The following is a 17,113-nucleotide window of genomic DNA, read 5'->3' on the forward strand; positions in this document are numbered from 1 at the left end:
CAAGCCACGCCGGCGATGAGGCGCGCGGGCCGGGGCAGAGCCCCGTGCGGCGGCGCCGCAGGCGAGCCACCACCCATCCCGCCGAGCCCCGCAGGGACACGGCAGAAGGCTCCCGCCCGGAGTGCCGGGGCGGGAGCCTTCTGTGCGGGGAGGTACGGGGATACGGGTCAGCCCCGGACCGCCGGTTCGCGGCGGCTGTCGGACCACGCCGACCAGAGTTCGGCGTACCGGCCGCCCGCCGCGACGAGTTCCGCGTGGGTGCCCGTCTCGACGACCCGCCCCTGGTCGAGGACGACGACGCGGTCCGCGGTCGCCGCCTGCGGGAGCCGGTGGGCGACCATCAGACCCGTACGGCCCTCCAGGGCGCGCAGCGCGGCGGTCTCCAGTACGCGGGCGCCCGCGCTGCCGGCGTCGGCGGTGGCCTCGTCCAGGATCGCGATGGGCGGGTCCGTGAGGACGAGGCGCGCGAGCGCGAGGTGCTGGGCCTGGGTCACCGTGAGCCGGTGGCCGCCCTCGCCCACGACCGTGGCCGGCCCGTCCGGCAGCGCGTCGACCCACTGCAGGGCGTCGACGCGGGCCAGCGCGGCGCGCAGTTCCTCGTCCGTCGCCCCGGGGCGGGCCAGCCGCAGGTCCTCGGAGAGCGGGCCCGCGAAGACGTGGACCTCCTGGCTGATCAGGGTGACCGCCTGCCGGATCCCGGCGGGGCCCAGCGCGCGGGAGTCCACGCCGCCCAGGGCTATCGCCCCGGTCGCCGGGTCGTGGACGCCCGCGATCAGCTTGGCGAGCGTGGTCTTGCCGGCGCCGCTGGCGCCCACCAGGGCGACGCGTTCGCCGTTGCGGACCTCGAGGTCGACCCCGCTGAGCACCGGGTGGCCGTCCACGTACGCGTGGCCGAGGCCGGACACCTTGACCGAGCCGTCGACCGGCGCGGCGGCCCGGACGTCGGGCTCCCGCTCGGCGGGGAGGCTCGACACGCCGACGAGACGGGCGAGGCTCGCCCCGGCGGACTGGGCGTCGTCGATGAGGAACAGCGCGGCGTTGATCGGGTTGAACAGGCCGTGGAAGTAGAGCGCGGCCGCGGTCGCCGTACCGATGCTCACCGAGCCGTTGTCGACGAGGTGGAAGCCGGTGACGAGGATCGCCGTCATGCCGATGAACTCGGCGATGTTCAGCCGGGAGAAGAAGCCCGAGACCAGGCGCATGCCGCGCGCCGCGAGGTCGACGGCGGTCTGCGACCGCTGTTCGAGCAGCTCCTCGTGGCGCCCGTTCAGCCGGAACGCCCGTACGGTGCGGACTCCGCCGATGCTGTCGAGCAGCTGGTGCTGGAGTGCTCCGGTCGCCACCCGGTGGGCGGAGTAGATGCTCGCGGCGCGCGGGATGTACCAGCGGACCGTGAGGACGTGCACCGGGACGGCCAGCAGGACGGCGGCCAGGAAGCGCCAGTCGAGGACGGCGAGGCCCACCAGCGTCAGCACGATGGTGAGGAAGGCGTTGGCGAACTCGGGCAGGGCCTGGCGCACCGCCTTGGCGATCAGCGTGACGTCACCCGTGACGCGCGAGGTCAGGTCACCCGAGCCGGCCTTCTCGACCCGTTCGAGCGGCAGCCGCAGCGCCCGCGCGATGAACCGTTCCCGCAGGTCGGCGAGGACCGTCTCGCCGAGCGTGGCCACCAGGGACTTGCCGATGGCCGTGGCGACGCCGCGGGTGACGGCGACCACCAGGAGGAGGATCATCGGCACGGTCAGGGCGGATTCGCCCCGCTTGTCCACCACCAGGTCCACGATCCGGCCGAGCAGCGGGGCGGTCAGCAGCCCGATGCCCGTACCGAGGACGAGGACGGACATCGCGCCGAAGGACAGCATCCGGTGGCGGCGCAGCAGTTCGCGTACGACGGCGAAGGTCCGGGCACCGGTGGCGGTGGGCAGCAGCTCGCGTTCGGGTGTGCCGGGTCCGCTCATCGTCGGTCCTTGGTCCTTCGCGTCTCGGTCCTGCGGCGGGGAGTCCAGCGGTCGTGGGTCCAGCGGGTCCCGGTCCTGGGTGGCCGTCATGCCAGCACCGCCGAGCGGTACGAGGCGTGGGCGGCGACCAGCTCCGGGTGACTGCCCTCGGCGGCCACCCGGCCGTCGTCGAGCATGACCACCACGTCGGTCCCGGCGAGCAGCGCGGGGCTGGTGGTGACGAGCACCGTGGTGCGTCCCCGGCGCAGGTCCCGCAGGCGGGCGGCGATCCGGGCCTCGGTGACCGTGTCGACCGCGGTGGTCGGGTCGTGGACGACGAGGACCGGCGGGTCCGCGGCCAGGGCGCGGGCGAGCGCCACGCGCTGGCGCTGGCCGCCGGACAGCGAACGGCCGCGCTCGGTGAGGACGGTGTCGACGCCCTCGGGCAGGGCCTGGGCGACCTCGTCCGCCGTGGCGGCGGCCAGGGCCGGTGCCACGTCCGCCGCTTCGGCGGCGGTTGCGGCGCGTACGTTGGCGAGCAGGCTGTCCTCGAAGAGGTCCGCGTCGTGGTGGGCGACCAGGATCGCGCGGCGGGCGTCGTCGGGGCCGAGGTCGGTCAGCGCTACGCCGTCGAGCTCGACGGTCCCCTCGGCCGGGTCGAGTTCGCGGCCGAGGCAGAGCAGCAGGTCGTTCGCGGCGGCCGCGTCGCGGGCGACGACGCCGACGAGGGTGCCGGGTGCGATGTCGAGGTCGACACCGCGCAGGGCGCCCTGGGTGACGCCGCGCAGCCGCAGCCCGCCGGCGACCTGGTCGGGCAGCGGGACCGTGCCGGCCGCGACGGCGGGCGGCGACGCGAGGACCTCGGCGATCCGGTCGGCCGAAGCCCGGCCCTGGGCGAACTCGCCGTTGACGTAGGTGAGGAGCTGGAAGGGGCCGAGGAGGTACTGCGCGAGGCCGACGGCCGCGACCAGCTCACCGACGGTGATGTCGCCGCGCATCGCCAGGTGGGCCCCGACGAGCCCGATGGCCGCGATGAAGATGCCGGTGAGGGCGAGGATCGCGCCGTCGTGCCAGGCCCGGCTGGCGGCCGCCCGCAGGGCGGAGGCCAGGGAGCTGCGGCTCGTCTCGCGGTAGCGGGAGACCGCCGCGGCCTCGGCGCCGATGCCCTTCAGCACGCGCAGGCCGGCGACCAGGTCGGCGGCGACGCCCGAAGCGTGGGCGGCGTGCTCCTGCTCGGCCTCGCTGCGCCGTTCCAGCGGACGGCTGATGACGTGGCCGAGCCACAGCAGCGGTGGTACGCCGAGGAGGACGAGCAGGCCGAGCGGTACGGAGATCCGCAGCAGGGCGACCGCGCTGATGGCCAGACCGGCGACCGCGGACAGCGTGTACGGCAGGGCGGCCGCGACCGAGCCGACGCGCCGGGCGTCACCGGTCGCGACGGCCGTCAGCGCGCCGGGCAGCCGGCCGCTGTCGGCGCCGCCGCGCGGGTCGAGCACCCGGGCGGCGAGGTCCTGCCGGATCCGGTGCGCGGCGCTCTCGCCCGCACCCTCGGCGAGCCGTGCGGAGTTGCGGTAACAATTGGACAGGATGAAGAACAGGGCGGCGAGGACCAGCAGCCAGCGCAGGAGGGCTCCGGTGGAACCGGTGCCCACCGCCTCGTCGATGACCAGGCCGATGACGACCGGGACGAGGGCTTCGCACGCCTGGTGCGCCATGCCGAGGAGCGATGCTCCGGTGACACGGCGACGCTGATCGGCGAGTGCTCTCCGGAGGACGGGGCCTCCCGTTGGTTTTCCAGCGGGCACGCGGCGCCTCCACAAGACAGGGCTGGATAGTTAGGTAAGGCTACCTTAAATTAGGTGCCTGCCAAGGGTCCCGGCAGCCCCCACGCGCACCCGGCGGGCGGGCATCGGGGCGAGGTCGCGCCCGCGTTGACCCTGCGCGACTGTGCGGTTAGGCTCACCTAAGTTCGATGATTGCATGTCATGTCGCCCGCGGCACAGTCATGTTCTGGTCCACGCTTCGCGCGGCTCGCGGGGCACCCGAATCCGCCGCCAGGGGAGTGGTCGTTGTCCGTCGAAGCGCAGACGGCGCCCGGTAGCAAGACCGGAGGCCCCGCCGAGCCCGTCGTGCCCACTACCCGTCCGGCCGCCACGGCCCTGCGCGGTCTCGGCCTCCTCGTGACGCTCGGGGTGCTCGTCCTCGTCTCCCTCGTCAGCGTCTGGGTGGGCTCCCGGGGGATACCCTTCGCCGCGACCTGGGACCTCCTGTGGCACCCCGACGGCTCGCAGGCCTCCGTCATCGTCCACGAGTACCGCATCCCCCGCACCGTGCTCGGCGTCCTCGTCGGGGCGGCGCTCGGACTGTCCGGCGCCCTGATGCAGGCCCTGACGCGCAACCCGCTCGCCGACCCCGGACTCCTCGGGGTCAACCTCGGTGCCTCCACGGGCGTCGTCGTCGCCATCGCCTTCGTGGGCGTGGCCTCGCCCGTCGGCTACGTGTGGTTCGCCCTCGCCGGGGCCGCCCTGGCCTCGGCCGGCGTCTACCTGCTCGGTTCCTCCGGGCGGAAGCTGGCCACCCCCGACCGGCTCGTCGTCGCCGGAGCGGCGGTGACCGCCGTGCTGTACGCCTTCAACTGGGGCGTCCTGCTCTTCGACCCGGAAGCCTTCGACCAGTTCCGCTTCTGGACGGTCGGCTCCCTCGCGGGCCGGTACTACGACATCGTGCTGCTCGTCCTGCCGTTCGTCGCCGTCGGCCTGACCGTCGCCTTCCTCCTCGCCCCCTCCCTCAACGCCCTGGCCATGGGCGACCAGATGGGGCGCTCCCTCGGCGTGGACGTCGGCCGCACCCGGGTCCTGGCCGCCCTCGCCGTGATGCTGCTGTGCGGCGCCGCCACCGCCGCCGTCGGGCCGATCAGCTTCGTCGGCCTGGCCGTACCGCACGTCGCCCGGTTCATCGTCGGCGCGGACCAGCGCTGGGTGTTCGCGTACTCGATCGTGCTCGCACCGGTCCTGCTCGTCGGCTCGGACGTCCTGGGCCGGGTGCTCGGCGCACCGGGCGAGGTGCAGGTCGGCATCGTCACCGCCTTCATCGGCGCGCCCCTGTTCATCGCGCTGTGCCGCCGTCGAAAGCTGGTCATGCTGTGAGCGCCGTACCGGAGACGAAAGCCTCCGCCGCCTCCGTGCCCGGAGCCGGGCACAGCCCCGCCCCCCGCGTCGTCAGCGGCCGGATCGTCCGGCTGGGCGGTCTCTCGGTGCGCGTGCAGGTCCGCACCGCCGCCGTGACCGCCCTCCTGCTCGCCGCGCTCGTCGTGCTCGTCGGCATCACGCTGACCACCGGCGACTTCAAGCTCTCCGTCGGGGAGGTCTTCCAGGCCCTGACCGGCAGCGGTTCCGGCGCCGCGGACTTCGTCGTCAACACCCTGCGCATGCCGCGCATCCTGACCGCGGTGTTCGTCGGCGCGGCCCTCGCGGTGAGCGGGGCGATCCTGCAGAGCCTGACCCGCAACTCCCTCGGCAGCCCCGACATCATCGGCTTCACCAACGGCTCCGCCGTGGGCGCGCTCATCGTGATCATCCTGCTGCACGGCAGCATGACCCAGATCGCCCTGGGCGCCCTGGCCGGCGGCCTCGCCACCGCCCTCGTCGTCCACCTCCTGATGATCGGCCGCGGGATCCAGGGCTTCCGGCTGGTCGTCATCGGCATCGGCGTCAGCGCCCTGCTGCTCGCCCTCAACTCCTACCTGATCACCCGGGCGACCTTCCAGGAAGCCCTGGAAGCACAGGCCTGGCTGATCGGCAGCCTGGGCAACCGGCTGTGGACGCACGCCAACACCATCGGCATCGCCCTCGCCGTCCTGCTGCCGCCGGCCTTCCTCCTCTCCCGCCGCCTCACCGTGGTCGAGATGGGCGACACCACCGCCGGAGCGCTCGGCGTCGAGGTGGGGCGCACCCGTACGGCCCTCCTCGTCATCAGCGTCGCCCTCGCCGCGTTCGCGACCGCCGTCACCGGCCCCATCTGGTTCATCGCCCTCGCCGCGCCCCAGGTGGTCCGCCGGCTCACCGGTTCGTCCGGCCCCGTGCTGCTGCCGTCCGCCCTCATGGGCGCCTTCCTCCTCCTCCTGAGCGACCTCGTCGTACAGCGGGCCTTCGCGCCCGCGCTGCTCCCGGTCGGCACGGCGACCGGTGCCATCGGCGGGCTGTACCTCATCTGGCTGCTGATCACCGAGTCGCGAAAGAGCCGCGCATGACTGGAACCCACTCCCCGCAGTCCCGGCTGCGCGCAGAGGACCTCACGCTGTCCTACGACCAGCGGACGGTGGCCACGTCCCTGAGCGTCGACATCCCCGACCGGTCCTTCACCGTGATCATCGGGCCGAACGCCTGCGGCAAGTCGACGCTGCTCACGGCGCTCGCGCGGATGCTGAAGCCCCGGGCCGGACAGGTCTACCTGGACGGGGCCGCCATCGCCTCGTACCGCTCGCGCGAGGTGGCCCGCCGCCTCGGACTGCTCCCGCAGTCCTCGAACGCGCCCGGCGGCATCACCGTCGGCGACCTCGTGGCGCGCGGCCGCTACCCGCACCAGCGGCTGCTCAAGCAGTGGTCCGCCGAGGACGAGGAGGCCGTCACCGAGTCGATGCGCCAGACCGGCGTGCTCGAACTCGCCGACCGGCCGGTGGACGACCTCTCCGGCGGCCAGCGCCAGCGCGTCTGGCTCGCCATGGTCCTCGCCCAGCAGACCTCCATCCTGCTGCTGGACGAGCCCACCACCTTCCTCGACATCGCCCACCAGGTCGAGGTGCTGGACCTGTGCGCCGAACTGCACGCCCGCAAGGGGCACACGGTCGTGGCGGTCCTCCATGACCTCAACCAGGCCTGCCGTTACGCCACCCACCTCATCGTGATGCGGCCCGGCGGCACGATCGCCGCCGAGGGCGACCCGGCGAGCATCATGACCGCCGAGCTGGTGGAGGACGTGTTCGGCCTGCCCTGCCGGATCATCGAGGACCCGGAGACCGGCACCCCGCTGATGGTCCCCGCCGCCCCCAGGCGGTACGCCCCCGAGGGCCCCGCAGCCGTCCCCCACGACGCCGTGCTCGCCGAACGCACCTGACCGGCCGGGCACCCTCCGACGACGACGGGAACCCCCATGCTGTGCACGAGGCTGACGAACGCCCGCATCCTGACCATGGACCCGGACCACCCGGTCGCGCACGACCTGGGCATCTGGCGGGGCCGGATCGTGGGCCTGGACGAGGCCGTGACCTCGCTGCCGGCCCGTGAGGTCATCGACCTGCAGGGCGCCACCGTGCTGCCCGGGTTCATCGACAGCCACGTCCACCTGACGTGGACCGGGCTCAGGGCGAGCAGCGCGAACGTCGCGCCCTGCCTGCGCGCCGAGGACGTCCTGGCGGTCGTCGAGGGGGCCGCCCTGGCCAGGCCCGCCGGCGCCTGGGTCGACGTCATGGGGTACGACCAGCGGGCCCTGGGCCGCCACCTGACCGCCGCCGAGCTCGACCGGGTCAGCCACGGGCGCAAGGTCTTCCTGATGCACGACTCGGGCCACGGCGCCGTCGTGGGCAGTGCCGTACTGGACCTCCTGCCCGCCGATCTCCCCCACCAGGACGGTTTCCTGGCCGAGAGCGCCATGACCGCCGCCCGCCGGCTCCGGCTCCCCTACGCGCAGACGGAGATCGCCGACGCCGTCGAACACGCGGCGCGCGTCTGCCTCTCCGAGGGCGTGACCGCCGTCGCCGAAGCGGGCATCGGCGGCGGCCTGCTGGGCAACAGCCCGGTGGAGCTCGGCGCCTACCAACTGCTGCGGGACCAGGGCAGGCTGCCCCTGCGGGTCCAGCTCATGGCCGCCGGCGACACGCTCCGCCCGCTCACCGCGCACCAGGAGGACGGCATTCCGCGCGCGCTCGACCTGGGCCTGCGCACCGGCTTCGGCGACGAGTGGCTGTCCCTGGGCGCGCTGAAGATCTACACCGACGGCGGCATGATGGCCCGTACCGCGGCCCTCACCTCCCCCTACGAGGGCATGGACCACACCGGGGAGCTCCAGGACGACCCCGACCGCCTCGTCGACCTCATCGTGGACGGCCACCTCGCCGGCTGGCAGCTGGCCGTGCACGCCATCGGGGACCGCGCCGCCGACCTCGCGCTCGACGGCCTGGCGCGGGCCCAGAAGCTGCGGCCGCGCCCGGACGCGCGGCACCGCATCGAACACGCCGGCCTGATCCGCCCGGACCAGCTTCCGCGCTTCGCGGAACTCGGCGTCAGCGCCGTGGTGCAGCCCGCCTTCCTCTACTCCTTCGGCGACGACTACGCGACCGTGATGGGCGCGGAGCGGGCGCCCTGGATGTACCGGGGAAGGGGGTTCCTGGACCACGGGGTCACGCTCGTCGGCAGCTCGGACCGGCCCGTCACGGACGGAGCACCGCTGCGGGCCGTCCAGTTCATGGTCGAGCGGGCCTCCTCCTCCGGCCGGCCCGTCGGCCCGGACGAGGCCGTCACCGTGGAGGAGGCGCTGCGGGCCTACACGGTCGCCGGGGCCCACGCCTGCCGGTGGGACGACAGCGCGGGCAGCCTCACGCCGGGCAAGCGCGCCGACTTCGTGGTGCTGGCCGACGATCCGCGGCAGGTGGACCCGTCCCGGATCGCCGGCATCGAGATCGTGGCGACCTTCGTGGACGGACGAGAAGTGACGGAAGGCGGGAAACTGTGAGCACGGGCACGGTGGGCACGGGCACGGTGGGCACGGGCACGGTGGGCACGGGCACGGTGGGCACGGACGGGGCGCTGGAGCGGCTGCTCCCGCTGTGGCAGGCTCCGCAGTACCCGCCGCGCTGGGTCATCTGGCGGGCGGCCGTGGACGAGGTCATGGTCTTCGACCGGGAGTACAACATCCCCGTCCACGTCGACGACGCGGCACTGGGGGAGGTCCTGCGCCGGATGCGCGAGGCCGGGGCGCCGGAGAGCACCGACTACCCGGGCCGGGCCTGCGGATAGGGCCGCGTCCTGCCGACGGGTACGAACCCCGCTGCCGGGACGGCGACTTGGCCACACGCTTAGGTGAGGCTAGCCTTACTTCGAATGTTCCACCGGGTACGCGGCGATCCTGCCGTCCCCCGCGCTCGATGGAACCCGAGGAAGGAACGCCTTGATCACGGCCCCGCCGCGCCCTGCCGCGCTCGCCACGCTGCCGCCCCTCGCACCCCGTACGACCGCCTCCCCCGGATTCACCGTGCGGCCCGCGCGCCCCGACGAAGGCGCCGCGCTCGCGGCCCTCTCCCGGCCGTTCGCCCGAGCGGGCGCACTGCGGGAGCGCCCGCTCTCCCTCTACGTGGCCCAGGCGGCCGACTTCCTCGTCGCGCAGGCCCCCGACGGCACCCTGGAAGGCTGCCTCGGGGTACGCGTCCACCCCACCGCCGGCGTGCTGTTCAACTTCTGCGTCGCCCGGCACCGGCAGGGGTCCGGCATGGGGGCCCGGCTGCTGCACGCGGCCTTCGCCCGGGCGCGGAACCGCTCGCTGGACACCCTGTTCACCGCGACCACCGGCAGTGGCCGCCTCTTCCTGCGCCACGGATTCCTGCCGGCCTCCGCGAGCCTGGCCCCGCCCGTCTGGGCCGAGTCCCTGGACCCGCGCCGGGGCGCCCGCGTCCTGGCCCGCACCCTGTAGACGCAAAGGGGCGGGCCCCCGGAGGGACCCGCCCCGGTGCGCGTACCGGACGCGCCCGCCGCTCAGGCGTCGAGGACCGCGGGCAGCGCGGCCACCAGGGCGTCGGCCTGATCCTCCGTCACCGTCAGCGCGGGAGCCAGCCGTACGGTGGACGGCCCCGCCGCGTTCACGAGGAACCCGGCGTCCTGCGCGGCCCGCTGGACCCGTGCGGCGACCGGTTCGGCGAGCACGACCCCCAGGAGCAGGCCGGCGCCCCGCACTTCACGGACCAGCGGGTGCTTCAGGCCCTCGATGCCGCTCCGCAGCCGCTCGCCCACCCGTACGACGTGCGCGAGCAGCCCTTCGGCCTCGACGGCCTCCAGCACGGCGAGTCCGGCGGCGCACGCGATCGGGCTGCCGCCGAAGGTGGTCCCGTGCTGACCGGGGGTCAGCAGGTCGGCGGCGGGCCCGAACGCCACCGCGGCGCCGATGGGCAGCCCGCCGCCCAGCCCCTTGGCCAGCGTCACCACGTCGGGGTCCACCCCCGGCTCCGCCTGGTGCGCGAACCAGTGGCCGGTACGGCCGATCCCCGTCTGCACCTCGTCCAGTACGAGCAGGGTGCCCGTGGCCCGGGTGATCTCCCGGGCGGCCCGCAGGTAGCCCTCGGGCGCCGGGATGACGCCGGCCTCGCCCTGGACCGGTTCGAGGAAGACCGCCGCCGTCCGGTCCGTGACGGCACCGCGCAGCGCCTCCACGTCACCGAAGGGGACGTGCGTCACCTCTCCCGGCAGCGGCAGGAAGGGGTCGCGCTTCGCCGGCTGGCCGGTGAGGGCCAGTGCCCCCATGGTGCGCCCGTGGAACCCGCCCTCGGCGGCCACCAGACGGGGCCGCCCGGTCCGCCGGGCGATCTTGAAGGCGGCCTCGGCCGCCTCCGCGCCCGAGTTCGCGAAGAAGACCCGCCCGGGCCTGCCCAGCAGCCCCAGCAGGCGCTCCGCCAGTGCGACCGGCGGCTCGGAGACGAACAGGTTCGACACGTGGCCCAGCCGGGCGATCTGGCCCTGGACGGCCTCGACGACCGCCGGGTGGGCGTGCCCGAGGGTGTTGACCGCGATCCCGCCGGTGAAGTCCGTGTACTCCCGCCCGGACTCGTCCCAGACCGTGCTGCCCTCGCCCCTGGCCAGCGCCAGCGGGGGAGTGCCGTAGGTGTCCATCATCACCGCCCGCCAGCGGTCGGCGAGCGGTGGGGCGGGGGCCTGGCTCACGCGGTGTGCTCCTCGTCGTCCTCGTACGGGTCGTGGCCGCGCGGGTGTCCGGGCTCCTCGTCCGGCAGCACCGTGGTTCCCACGCCGCTCCCGGTGAAGACACCGGCCAGCAGGGCGTGCGGCACCCGGCCGTCTATGACCTGGGCCCTGCCCACGCCCGCCCGTACGGCCCGCAGACAGCCCTCCATCTTGGGGAGCATGCCGCTGGCGAGCCCCGGCAGCAGTGCGTCCAGTTCACGCGCCGTCAGGCGTTCGATCACCTCGGTGCTGCGCGGCCAGTCCGCGTACAGCCCCTCGACGTCGGTCAGCACCACCAGCCGCTCCGCACCGAGGGCCACGGCCAGCGCCGACGCCGCGAGATCGGCGTTGACGTTGTAGACCTCGCCGTCCGCGCCCCGCGCGATCGGGGAGATCACGGGGATGCGGCCCTGCTCCAGCAGGGTGCGGACCGTACCGGGGTCCACGTCCACCACGTCCCCGACCAGGCCGATGTCCACCGGCCGGCCGTCCACCCACGCCGGCCGCCGGACGGCGGTCATGGTGTGCGCGTCCTCACCGGACAGGCCCACCGCGAAGGGGCCGTGGGCGTTGAGCGCGCCGACCAGCTCCCGCTGGACCTGCCCCGTCAGCACCATGCGGACGACGTCCATCGTCTCCGGCGTGGTCACCCGCAGACCGGCCTCGAAGCGGACCTCCAGGTCCAGCCGGTCCAGCATGGCGCTGATCTGCGGCCCGCCGCCGTGCACCACGACGGGCCGCAGGCCCGCGTGCCACAGTTCCACGACGTCCTGGGCGAAGGTCCGGTGGAGCGAGGGGTCCACCATGGCGTTCCCGCCGAACTTGACGACGACCGTGCGCCCCTGGAGCTCCTCCAGCCAGGGCAGGTCCGCCGCCGCCGGTTCGGCCGAGGCGGCGCCCCCGGCCGGGGTGCTCCCCCCGGCCGCCGCGTGGCCGGGTGCCCGGCGCTGTCCGGGGAGTGTTCCCGTACCCGTCATCCCCGCCCCGCTCACGAGCTGTACGCGCTGTTCTCGTGCACGTACTCGGCCGTCAGGTCGTTCGTCCAGATCGTGGCGGCCGAACCGCCGGAGCGCAGGTCGACGGTGACGGTGATCGTGCGCCCCGACAGGTCGGCCTTGTCCCGGGACTCGCCGGCCGCACCGTCGCGGCAGACCCAGACACCGTTGATCGCCACGTCCAGCCGGTCGGGGTCGAAGACGGCGGCGGTGGTGCCGATCGCCGACAGCACCCGTCCCCAGTTCGGGTCCTCGCCGTGCAGGGCGCACTTGAGGAGGTTGTTGCGGGCCACGGACCGGCCGACCTCGACCGCGTCCTGCTCCGAGGCCGCGCCGACGACCGCCACCTCGATCTCCTTGGACGCGCCCTCGGCGTCCGCCACCAGCTGCCGGGCCAGGTCCGTGCACACGGCGCGCACGGCCGCGGTGAACTCCCCGGTGCCCGGGACGACGCCCGAGGCGCCGGAGGCGAGCAGCAGCACCGTGTCGTTGGTGGACATGCAGCCGTCCGAGTCCACCCGGTCGAAGGTGGTGCGTACGGCGTCGCGCAGGACCTCGTCGAGGACCTCGGCGCTCACGTCGGCGTCCGTGGTGAGGACGACCAGCATGGTGGCCAGACCGGGCGCGAGCATGCCCGCGCCCTTGGCCATGCCGCCGACCGTCCATCCGTCGCCGCCGGCGACGGCGGTCTTGTGCACGGAGTCCGTGGTCTTGATCGCGACGGCCGCGTCCTCGCCGCCCTCGGCCGACAGCGCACCGGCGGCGCCGCCGATGCCGACCGTGATCCGGTCCATGGGCAGCCGGACGCCGATGAGGCCGGTGGAGCAGACCGCGACCTCGTCCGGGACGGTGTCCACGGCCAGCGCGGTCCGCTCGGCCATCACCCGGGTGTCCGCGGCGCCCGCCGCTCCCGTACAGGCGTTGGCCCCGCCGGAGTTGAGGACGACGGCCGAGATCCGGCCGTCGGCGAGCACGCGCCGGGACCAGCGCACGGGCGCCGCCTGCACGCGGTTGGAGGTGAAGACGCCGGCGGCGGCGCGGGACGGTCCCCGGTTCACCACCAGGGCCAGGTCGGGATCACCGGATTCCTTGATCCCGGCGGCCACTCCGGCGGCCAGGAATCCTCGGGCGGCGGTCACACTCACGGAGCCACTCCATTCGTGGGCAGGCCCAGCCGTTCCGGCAGGCCGAGGGCGACGTTCATGCTCTGCACCGCGCCACCCGCGGTGCCCTTCGTCAGGTTGTCGACGGCACTCACGCAGATCAGCCTGCGGGCGTCCGGGTCCACGGCGATCTGCACCTGCGCGGTGTTGGAGCCGAGGACGGCTGCCGTGGAGGGCCACTGCCCGGGCGGCAGCAGCCGTACGAACGGCTCCTGCGCGTACGCGTCCTCGTACGCGGCCCGCGCCGCGGCTTCCGCGGCAGCAGCGGCCGCCTCCGGGCGCAGCCGGGCCGAACAGGTCGCCAGGATGCCCCGGGGCATGGGCGCCAGCGTCGGCGTGAAGGAGACCGTGACGCGTTCGCCCGCCACCCGGGAGAGGTTCTGCGCGATCTCGGGGGTGTGGCGGTGGCCGCCGCCGACCCCGTACGGGGTCATGGACCCCATCACCTCGGCGCCGAGCAGGTGGGCCTTGAGCGACTTGCCGGCGCCCGAGGTCCCGCTGGCCGCGACGACGACCGCCTCCGGCTCGACGAGGCCGGCCGCGTAGGCGGGGTACAGCGCGAGGGTGACCGCGGTCGGGTAGCAGCCCGGTACGGCGATCCGGGTCGCCCCCCTGAGCTCCTCCCGTGCGCCCGGCAGTTCGGGCAGGCCGTAGGGCCAGGTCCCGGCGTGCGGGGATCCGTAGAAGCGCTCCCAGTCGGCCGCCTCCCGCAGCCGGAAGTCCGCACCGCAGTCCACGACGACGGTGTCCGGCTCCAGCTCCCGGGCCAGCTCGGCCGACCGGCCGTGCGGCAGGGCGAGGAAGACCACGTCGTGGCCCTTCAGCGCGGCCGGGGTGGTCTCCACCAGCTCCCGGTCGGCGAAGGCGGACAGGTGCGGCTGTACGGAACCCAGCAGGCGGCCCGCGCTGCTGTGGGCCGTCACCGCGCCGATCTCCACGCCGGGATGCGCCGCCAGCAGGCGCAGGACCTCCCCGCCCGCGTAGCCGCTGGCACCGGCCACCGCGACCCGTACGGTCATGTTCTTCCGTCTCTCTCGATCCGTGCGAGGGCGGCGTCAGGGTCCGCCCTCGGGGTTCCCGTCACGGGTACGCCCTCAGGCGTCCCGGTGAACGTCTCGCGCCGCCCTTCCGAGCAGCAGGTCGCGCAGGAGGGTCTCGGTCGTGCACACCACGCCGCTGCGCGCCGCCCACCGCAGGGCCATGGCGTGCTCCTCCGCGGAGAAGTCGGCCACCGCGTCGGCGACGACGAAGGGCTGGATGTCGTTCATGAAGGCGTCGGCGGCCGTCAGGAGGATCCCGAGGTGCGCGTACACCCCGCACACGATCAGCTGGTCGCGGCCCTCCGAGCGCAGGAGCCGCCCGAGGTGGCTGCGGAGGAAGGCGTTGTGCCGCACGTTGGCCATCAGGTGCTCGCCCGGCCGGGGCGCGAGGGGGCCGATGATCGCGGCGGCGTCCGGCTCGTCCTCGATGCCGGGGCCCCACACGTCGGCGACGAGGCCGCGCTGGCCCGGCGGCTGGGCGGCCGGCTCGGCACTGAAGACCACCGGGATGCCCAGGCTTGCGGCGAGGGCGCGCAACGCCGTGATGTTGTCGACGAGTTCCACGACGGGGGACCGCTGCGCGGGGAGCGGGCCCACGAAGTGGTTCTGCATGTCGTGGATCAGCAGGGCGGCGCGGTCGGGGTCGATGGGCCAGGCGCAGGACTCGGGCAGGAGGGAGCGGTCCGGCATGGGGTAGGTGCCGATGGCCGGCAGGCCCATGGTGAATTCCCTCCCCCTGAGGACGCCCGTATGCGCCCGTACTCGATCTAGATTTTAGCTTAGCCTAACCTAACTTACCCCGTCCGCCCAGGTGCCCGCCCCGGGGTGGCCCTCAGGGTCGCCAGTACCCGAGCGCGTGCACCCGCTCCTTGGGCACGCCGAGGTCCTTGCGCGCGAAGGCGGCCAGGTTCCGGGTGGTCACCGTGTCGCAGGCGATCCAGATGTAGGCCTCCGGGTCCATCTGCCGGGGCAGTTGCGCCCGCACGGTCTCGACCAGGTGCGCCCCGCCGTCGCGGCGCGGAACGTGGACGACCTCGCGGCCCGGAGCGCCGTCGCGCGGGGTCCCCTGCGCCTCCGCGGGGTCCGAGGACTCGAACCAGATGGTCGCCGGGGTCGAAGGCATCGCTTCGAGCAGGGAGTTGATGGCGGGTCTGGAAGCCGGGTCGCCCACGACGAGCAGCCGCGACGGCAGGGGGTCCGGCGCGGCGAAGTTCGTTCCCTGGAGCGTGGCTTCGATCGTGTCGCCGGGCCGGGCCCCGCGCGCCCAGTCGCTGGCGGGTCCGTCGTGCAGCAGGAACTCCACGGTGAAGGTGCCGGTCCCGGGGTCCGGGTCGACGAGGGTGTAGCCCCGCTGGTGCGGCCGCCCTGCGTGCTCGAACCAGAGCCGCACCCACATCGTGGGGTGGACGCCGGCCGCCGCGAGCATGCCCCCGTCGGTGAAGCCCAGCCGGTGCAGGTGGTCCGACACCCGCTCGTTGGACCGGACGGTGAAGGTGAAGTCCTTGCCGCGCATGAGCTTGAGGGCGACGCCCTGCCAGCCGTGTCCCATGTTCTCCCCCTGGTGTTCGAGTGTGGTGGCGAGGATCAGTGTCGCCCAGGGGAGTGGCGCCGGCGGGCGCACCGACGGGGAGCCCCCAGCCGCCGCCGGACCCCCTCCCCGGCCCCCCTCCCCGGCCCCGGCCACGTCCCGTGCCGGGACGGCGAAGCGGAGGCGGCGGTCGCGGTGGGCGGGCGACAGCTCGGGTAGTGCGGTGCCTGCGGCAGCGTTCAGGAGAACTCCACGCGGGACAGCCGCCCCCGGATACGCAGGAAGGGCTTGATCCACACTGCGGATCAAGCCCTTGACCTGGTCCCGAACGAGGCCGGGGGCGCGGGTCCTCTGACGCGGGGGAGGGGGATCCAGGCCGGAGCGAATGCCTCAGACGTACGCGGCCACGGCTTCGGAGTTCCCGTCCGGCACAGCGGATGCGGGCTCCTTGTCCTTCCACGTCCGAAGCGTGCTCAGCTTCTCCTCGGACGGTGGAGCCCATCCGAATGCGGCCGAGAGCACGTGCATGGCCAAACGCGGGGGTACGGCATTTCCGATCTGCTGTCCCACGTCACGTCCGGACCACGGATAGTCGGCGGGGAAGGTCTGAAGGCGACCGGCTTCGGACGGGGAGAAGCGGTCCAATTCCTCCCCGTCGAGCCCCACGACACGGTTGCGCGAGATCTTTCCCGTGACGGTGGCGGAAGGCTCCCATGAACCTCGACGGCCCCGCGCCTTGGGATCCCCGCCTGTTCCGTAGTTGGAGATCACGGAAAAGGGGGACTCGCGGTCGAGTACCTCGCCCATGGTGCGCCACGGACTCAAGGTGCTGTCACCCGATTCGCGGGAAACGCCCTTCCGATATGTGCGATGCGTAGGCGAAGGGAGGGTGACGGAATCGCCCCCCATTCGGGCGATCAGTACAGCCCTCTTGCGCGTCTGAGGGACACCGAATGCTTCCGTGCGCAACAGGCCGCAGTCGACTGAGTACCCCTCGCCTTCGAGAGCTCTGGCATAGGCTTCCCACACCGGCAGCACCGCCGGGACCTGTTCCAGAACGATCGCGCGATACGGCTTGTCGCGCTCGTCGATGGCCTCCAGTGCCCAGCGGAGGGGCTCCAGGACCAACCCGGTCCGCTCGTCCTCCAGCTTGGAGAGATCCTTGAGGATCTCTTCCCGGTCCTCCCTGGCGATGATCCGCTCGACGAACGCCAGGACGTCGTCCAACGCCCGCCGGCCGGCGCCGGTCCCGGCGACGGTGAAGGTCTGGCAAGGGGGTCCACCCGCCAGGACATCCGCGTCGGGGAAATCCGACGGGCCGAAGCGACGTACGTCACCCTCCCAGGTCTCAAGGCCGGCCGCGCGCCGCGTGGTGCAGGCTGCCGGATCCCACTCGACGCCGGCCGTCGCGATACCGAGCTTCTCGGCAGCGACGTCCAGCCCGCCGGGGCCGGCGAACAGGTCCACGATCTGGACGGGGTGCACTTGATCTCCAGGGGTTACCACAAGGG

The 17,113-nt window shown here is 73.8% G+C and carries 15 protein-coding genes; 6 read left to right on the forward strand and 9 right to left on the reverse strand.

What is annotated here, in order from left to right; genetic code table 11:
- Positions 1–167: 167 nt before the first annotated feature.
- Both ACFWUZ_RS25360 and ACFWUZ_RS25365 read right to left on the reverse strand, forming a co-directional pair.
- Positions 168–2,048 carry an ABC transporter ATP-binding protein gene (locus ACFWUZ_RS25360; protein WP_384377176.1) on the reverse strand — a complete coding sequence of 627 codons (1,881 nt, stop codon included), beginning with the start codon at positions 2,046–2,048 and terminating at the stop codon, positions 168–170.
- Positions 2,045–3,742, reverse strand: a complete 1,698-nt coding sequence (locus ACFWUZ_RS25365) for an ABC transporter ATP-binding protein (RefSeq protein ID WP_384377180.1) — start codon at positions 3,740–3,742, stop codon at positions 2,045–2,047. The genes ACFWUZ_RS25360 and ACFWUZ_RS25365 overlap by 4 nt, the downstream gene beginning before the upstream one ends.
- Before the next feature lie 264 nt (positions 3,743–4,006).
- Here ACFWUZ_RS25365 and ACFWUZ_RS25370 point away from each other — a divergent pair, with 264 nt between their 5' ends.
- The 6 genes from ACFWUZ_RS25370 (at position 4,007) to ACFWUZ_RS25395 (ending at position 9,617) form a co-directional block, all read left to right on the forward strand.
- Entirely contained in the window at positions 4,007–5,083 is a 1,077-nt protein-coding gene (locus ACFWUZ_RS25370; RefSeq protein WP_384377183.1) for a FecCD family ABC transporter permease, read from the forward strand.
- On the forward strand, positions 5,080–6,186 hold the full coding sequence (locus ACFWUZ_RS25375; RefSeq protein WP_384377186.1) for a FecCD family ABC transporter permease: 1,107 nt from the start codon (positions 5,080–5,082) through the stop codon (positions 6,184–6,186). Before ACFWUZ_RS25370 ends, ACFWUZ_RS25375 begins: the two co-directional genes overlap by 4 nt.
- Entirely contained in the window at positions 6,183–7,049 is an 867-nt protein-coding gene (locus ACFWUZ_RS25380) for an ABC transporter ATP-binding protein (RefSeq protein ID WP_384377190.1), read from the forward strand. The genes ACFWUZ_RS25375 and ACFWUZ_RS25380 overlap by 4 nt, the downstream gene beginning before the upstream one ends.
- 36 nt (positions 7,050–7,085) lie before the next feature.
- Positions 7,086–8,663 carry an amidohydrolase gene (locus tag ACFWUZ_RS25385; RefSeq protein WP_384377193.1) on the forward strand — a complete coding sequence of 526 codons (1,578 nt, stop codon included), beginning with the start codon at positions 7,086–7,088 and terminating at the stop codon, positions 8,661–8,663.
- On the forward strand, positions 8,660–8,947 hold the full coding sequence (locus tag ACFWUZ_RS25390) for a hypothetical protein (RefSeq protein ID WP_384377196.1): 288 nt from the start codon (positions 8,660–8,662) through the stop codon (positions 8,945–8,947). The genes ACFWUZ_RS25385 and ACFWUZ_RS25390 overlap by 4 nt, the downstream gene beginning before the upstream one ends.
- Positions 8,948–9,098: 151 nt before the next feature.
- Positions 9,099–9,617: a GNAT family N-acetyltransferase gene (locus tag ACFWUZ_RS25395; protein ID WP_384377199.1), complete on the forward strand. Its 519-nt coding sequence runs from the start codon at positions 9,099–9,101 to the stop codon at positions 9,615–9,617.
- A 62-nt stretch (positions 9,618–9,679) separates the two neighbouring features.
- Here the strand turns inward: ACFWUZ_RS25395 and ACFWUZ_RS25400 are convergent, their stop codons facing one another.
- From ACFWUZ_RS25400 to ACFWUZ_RS25430, 7 genes are all read right to left on the reverse strand, one after another.
- Positions 9,680–10,858, reverse strand: a complete 1,179-nt coding sequence (locus tag ACFWUZ_RS25400) for an acetylornithine transaminase (protein ID WP_384377202.1) — start codon at positions 10,856–10,858, stop codon at positions 9,680–9,682.
- Entirely contained in the window at positions 10,855–11,682 is an 828-nt protein-coding gene (gene argB, locus ACFWUZ_RS25405; protein WP_384377336.1) for an acetylglutamate kinase, read from the reverse strand. The genes ACFWUZ_RS25400 and argB overlap by 4 nt, the downstream gene beginning before the upstream one ends.
- 182 nt (positions 11,683–11,864) lie before the next feature.
- On the reverse strand, positions 11,865–13,016 hold the full coding sequence (argJ, locus tag ACFWUZ_RS25410; protein ID WP_384377205.1) for a bifunctional glutamate N-acetyltransferase/amino-acid acetyltransferase ArgJ: 1,152 nt from the start codon (positions 13,014–13,016) through the stop codon (positions 11,865–11,867).
- Complete coding sequence (gene argC / locus ACFWUZ_RS25415) at positions 13,013–14,053, reverse strand: N-acetyl-gamma-glutamyl-phosphate reductase (RefSeq protein WP_384377207.1); 1,041 nt, start codon at positions 14,051–14,053, stop codon at positions 13,013–13,015. Before argC ends, argJ begins: the two co-directional genes overlap by 4 nt.
- A 75-nt stretch (positions 14,054–14,128) precedes the next feature.
- Positions 14,129–14,794: an isochorismatase family protein gene (locus ACFWUZ_RS25420; protein ID WP_384377210.1), complete on the reverse strand. Its 666-nt coding sequence runs from the start codon at positions 14,792–14,794 to the stop codon at positions 14,129–14,131.
- A gap of 112 nt (positions 14,795–14,906) precedes the next feature.
- Positions 14,907–15,623, reverse strand: coding sequence for a siderophore-interacting protein (locus ACFWUZ_RS25425; RefSeq protein ID WP_384377213.1), 717 nt, complete (start codon positions 15,621–15,623; stop codon positions 14,907–14,909).
- A gap of 369 nt (positions 15,624–15,992) precedes the next feature.
- A complete protein-coding gene (locus ACFWUZ_RS25430) occupies positions 15,993–17,069 on the reverse strand; it encodes a DNA cytosine methyltransferase (RefSeq protein WP_384377216.1) in 1,077 nt (358 codons plus the stop codon).
- Positions 17,070–17,113: the final 44 nt, after the last annotated feature.

Origin of the sequence: Streptomyces sp. NPDC058646, assembly GCF_042716875.1 — a bacterium.
Classification (GTDB): domain Bacteria; phylum Actinomycetota; class Actinomycetes; order Streptomycetales; family Streptomycetaceae; genus Streptomyces.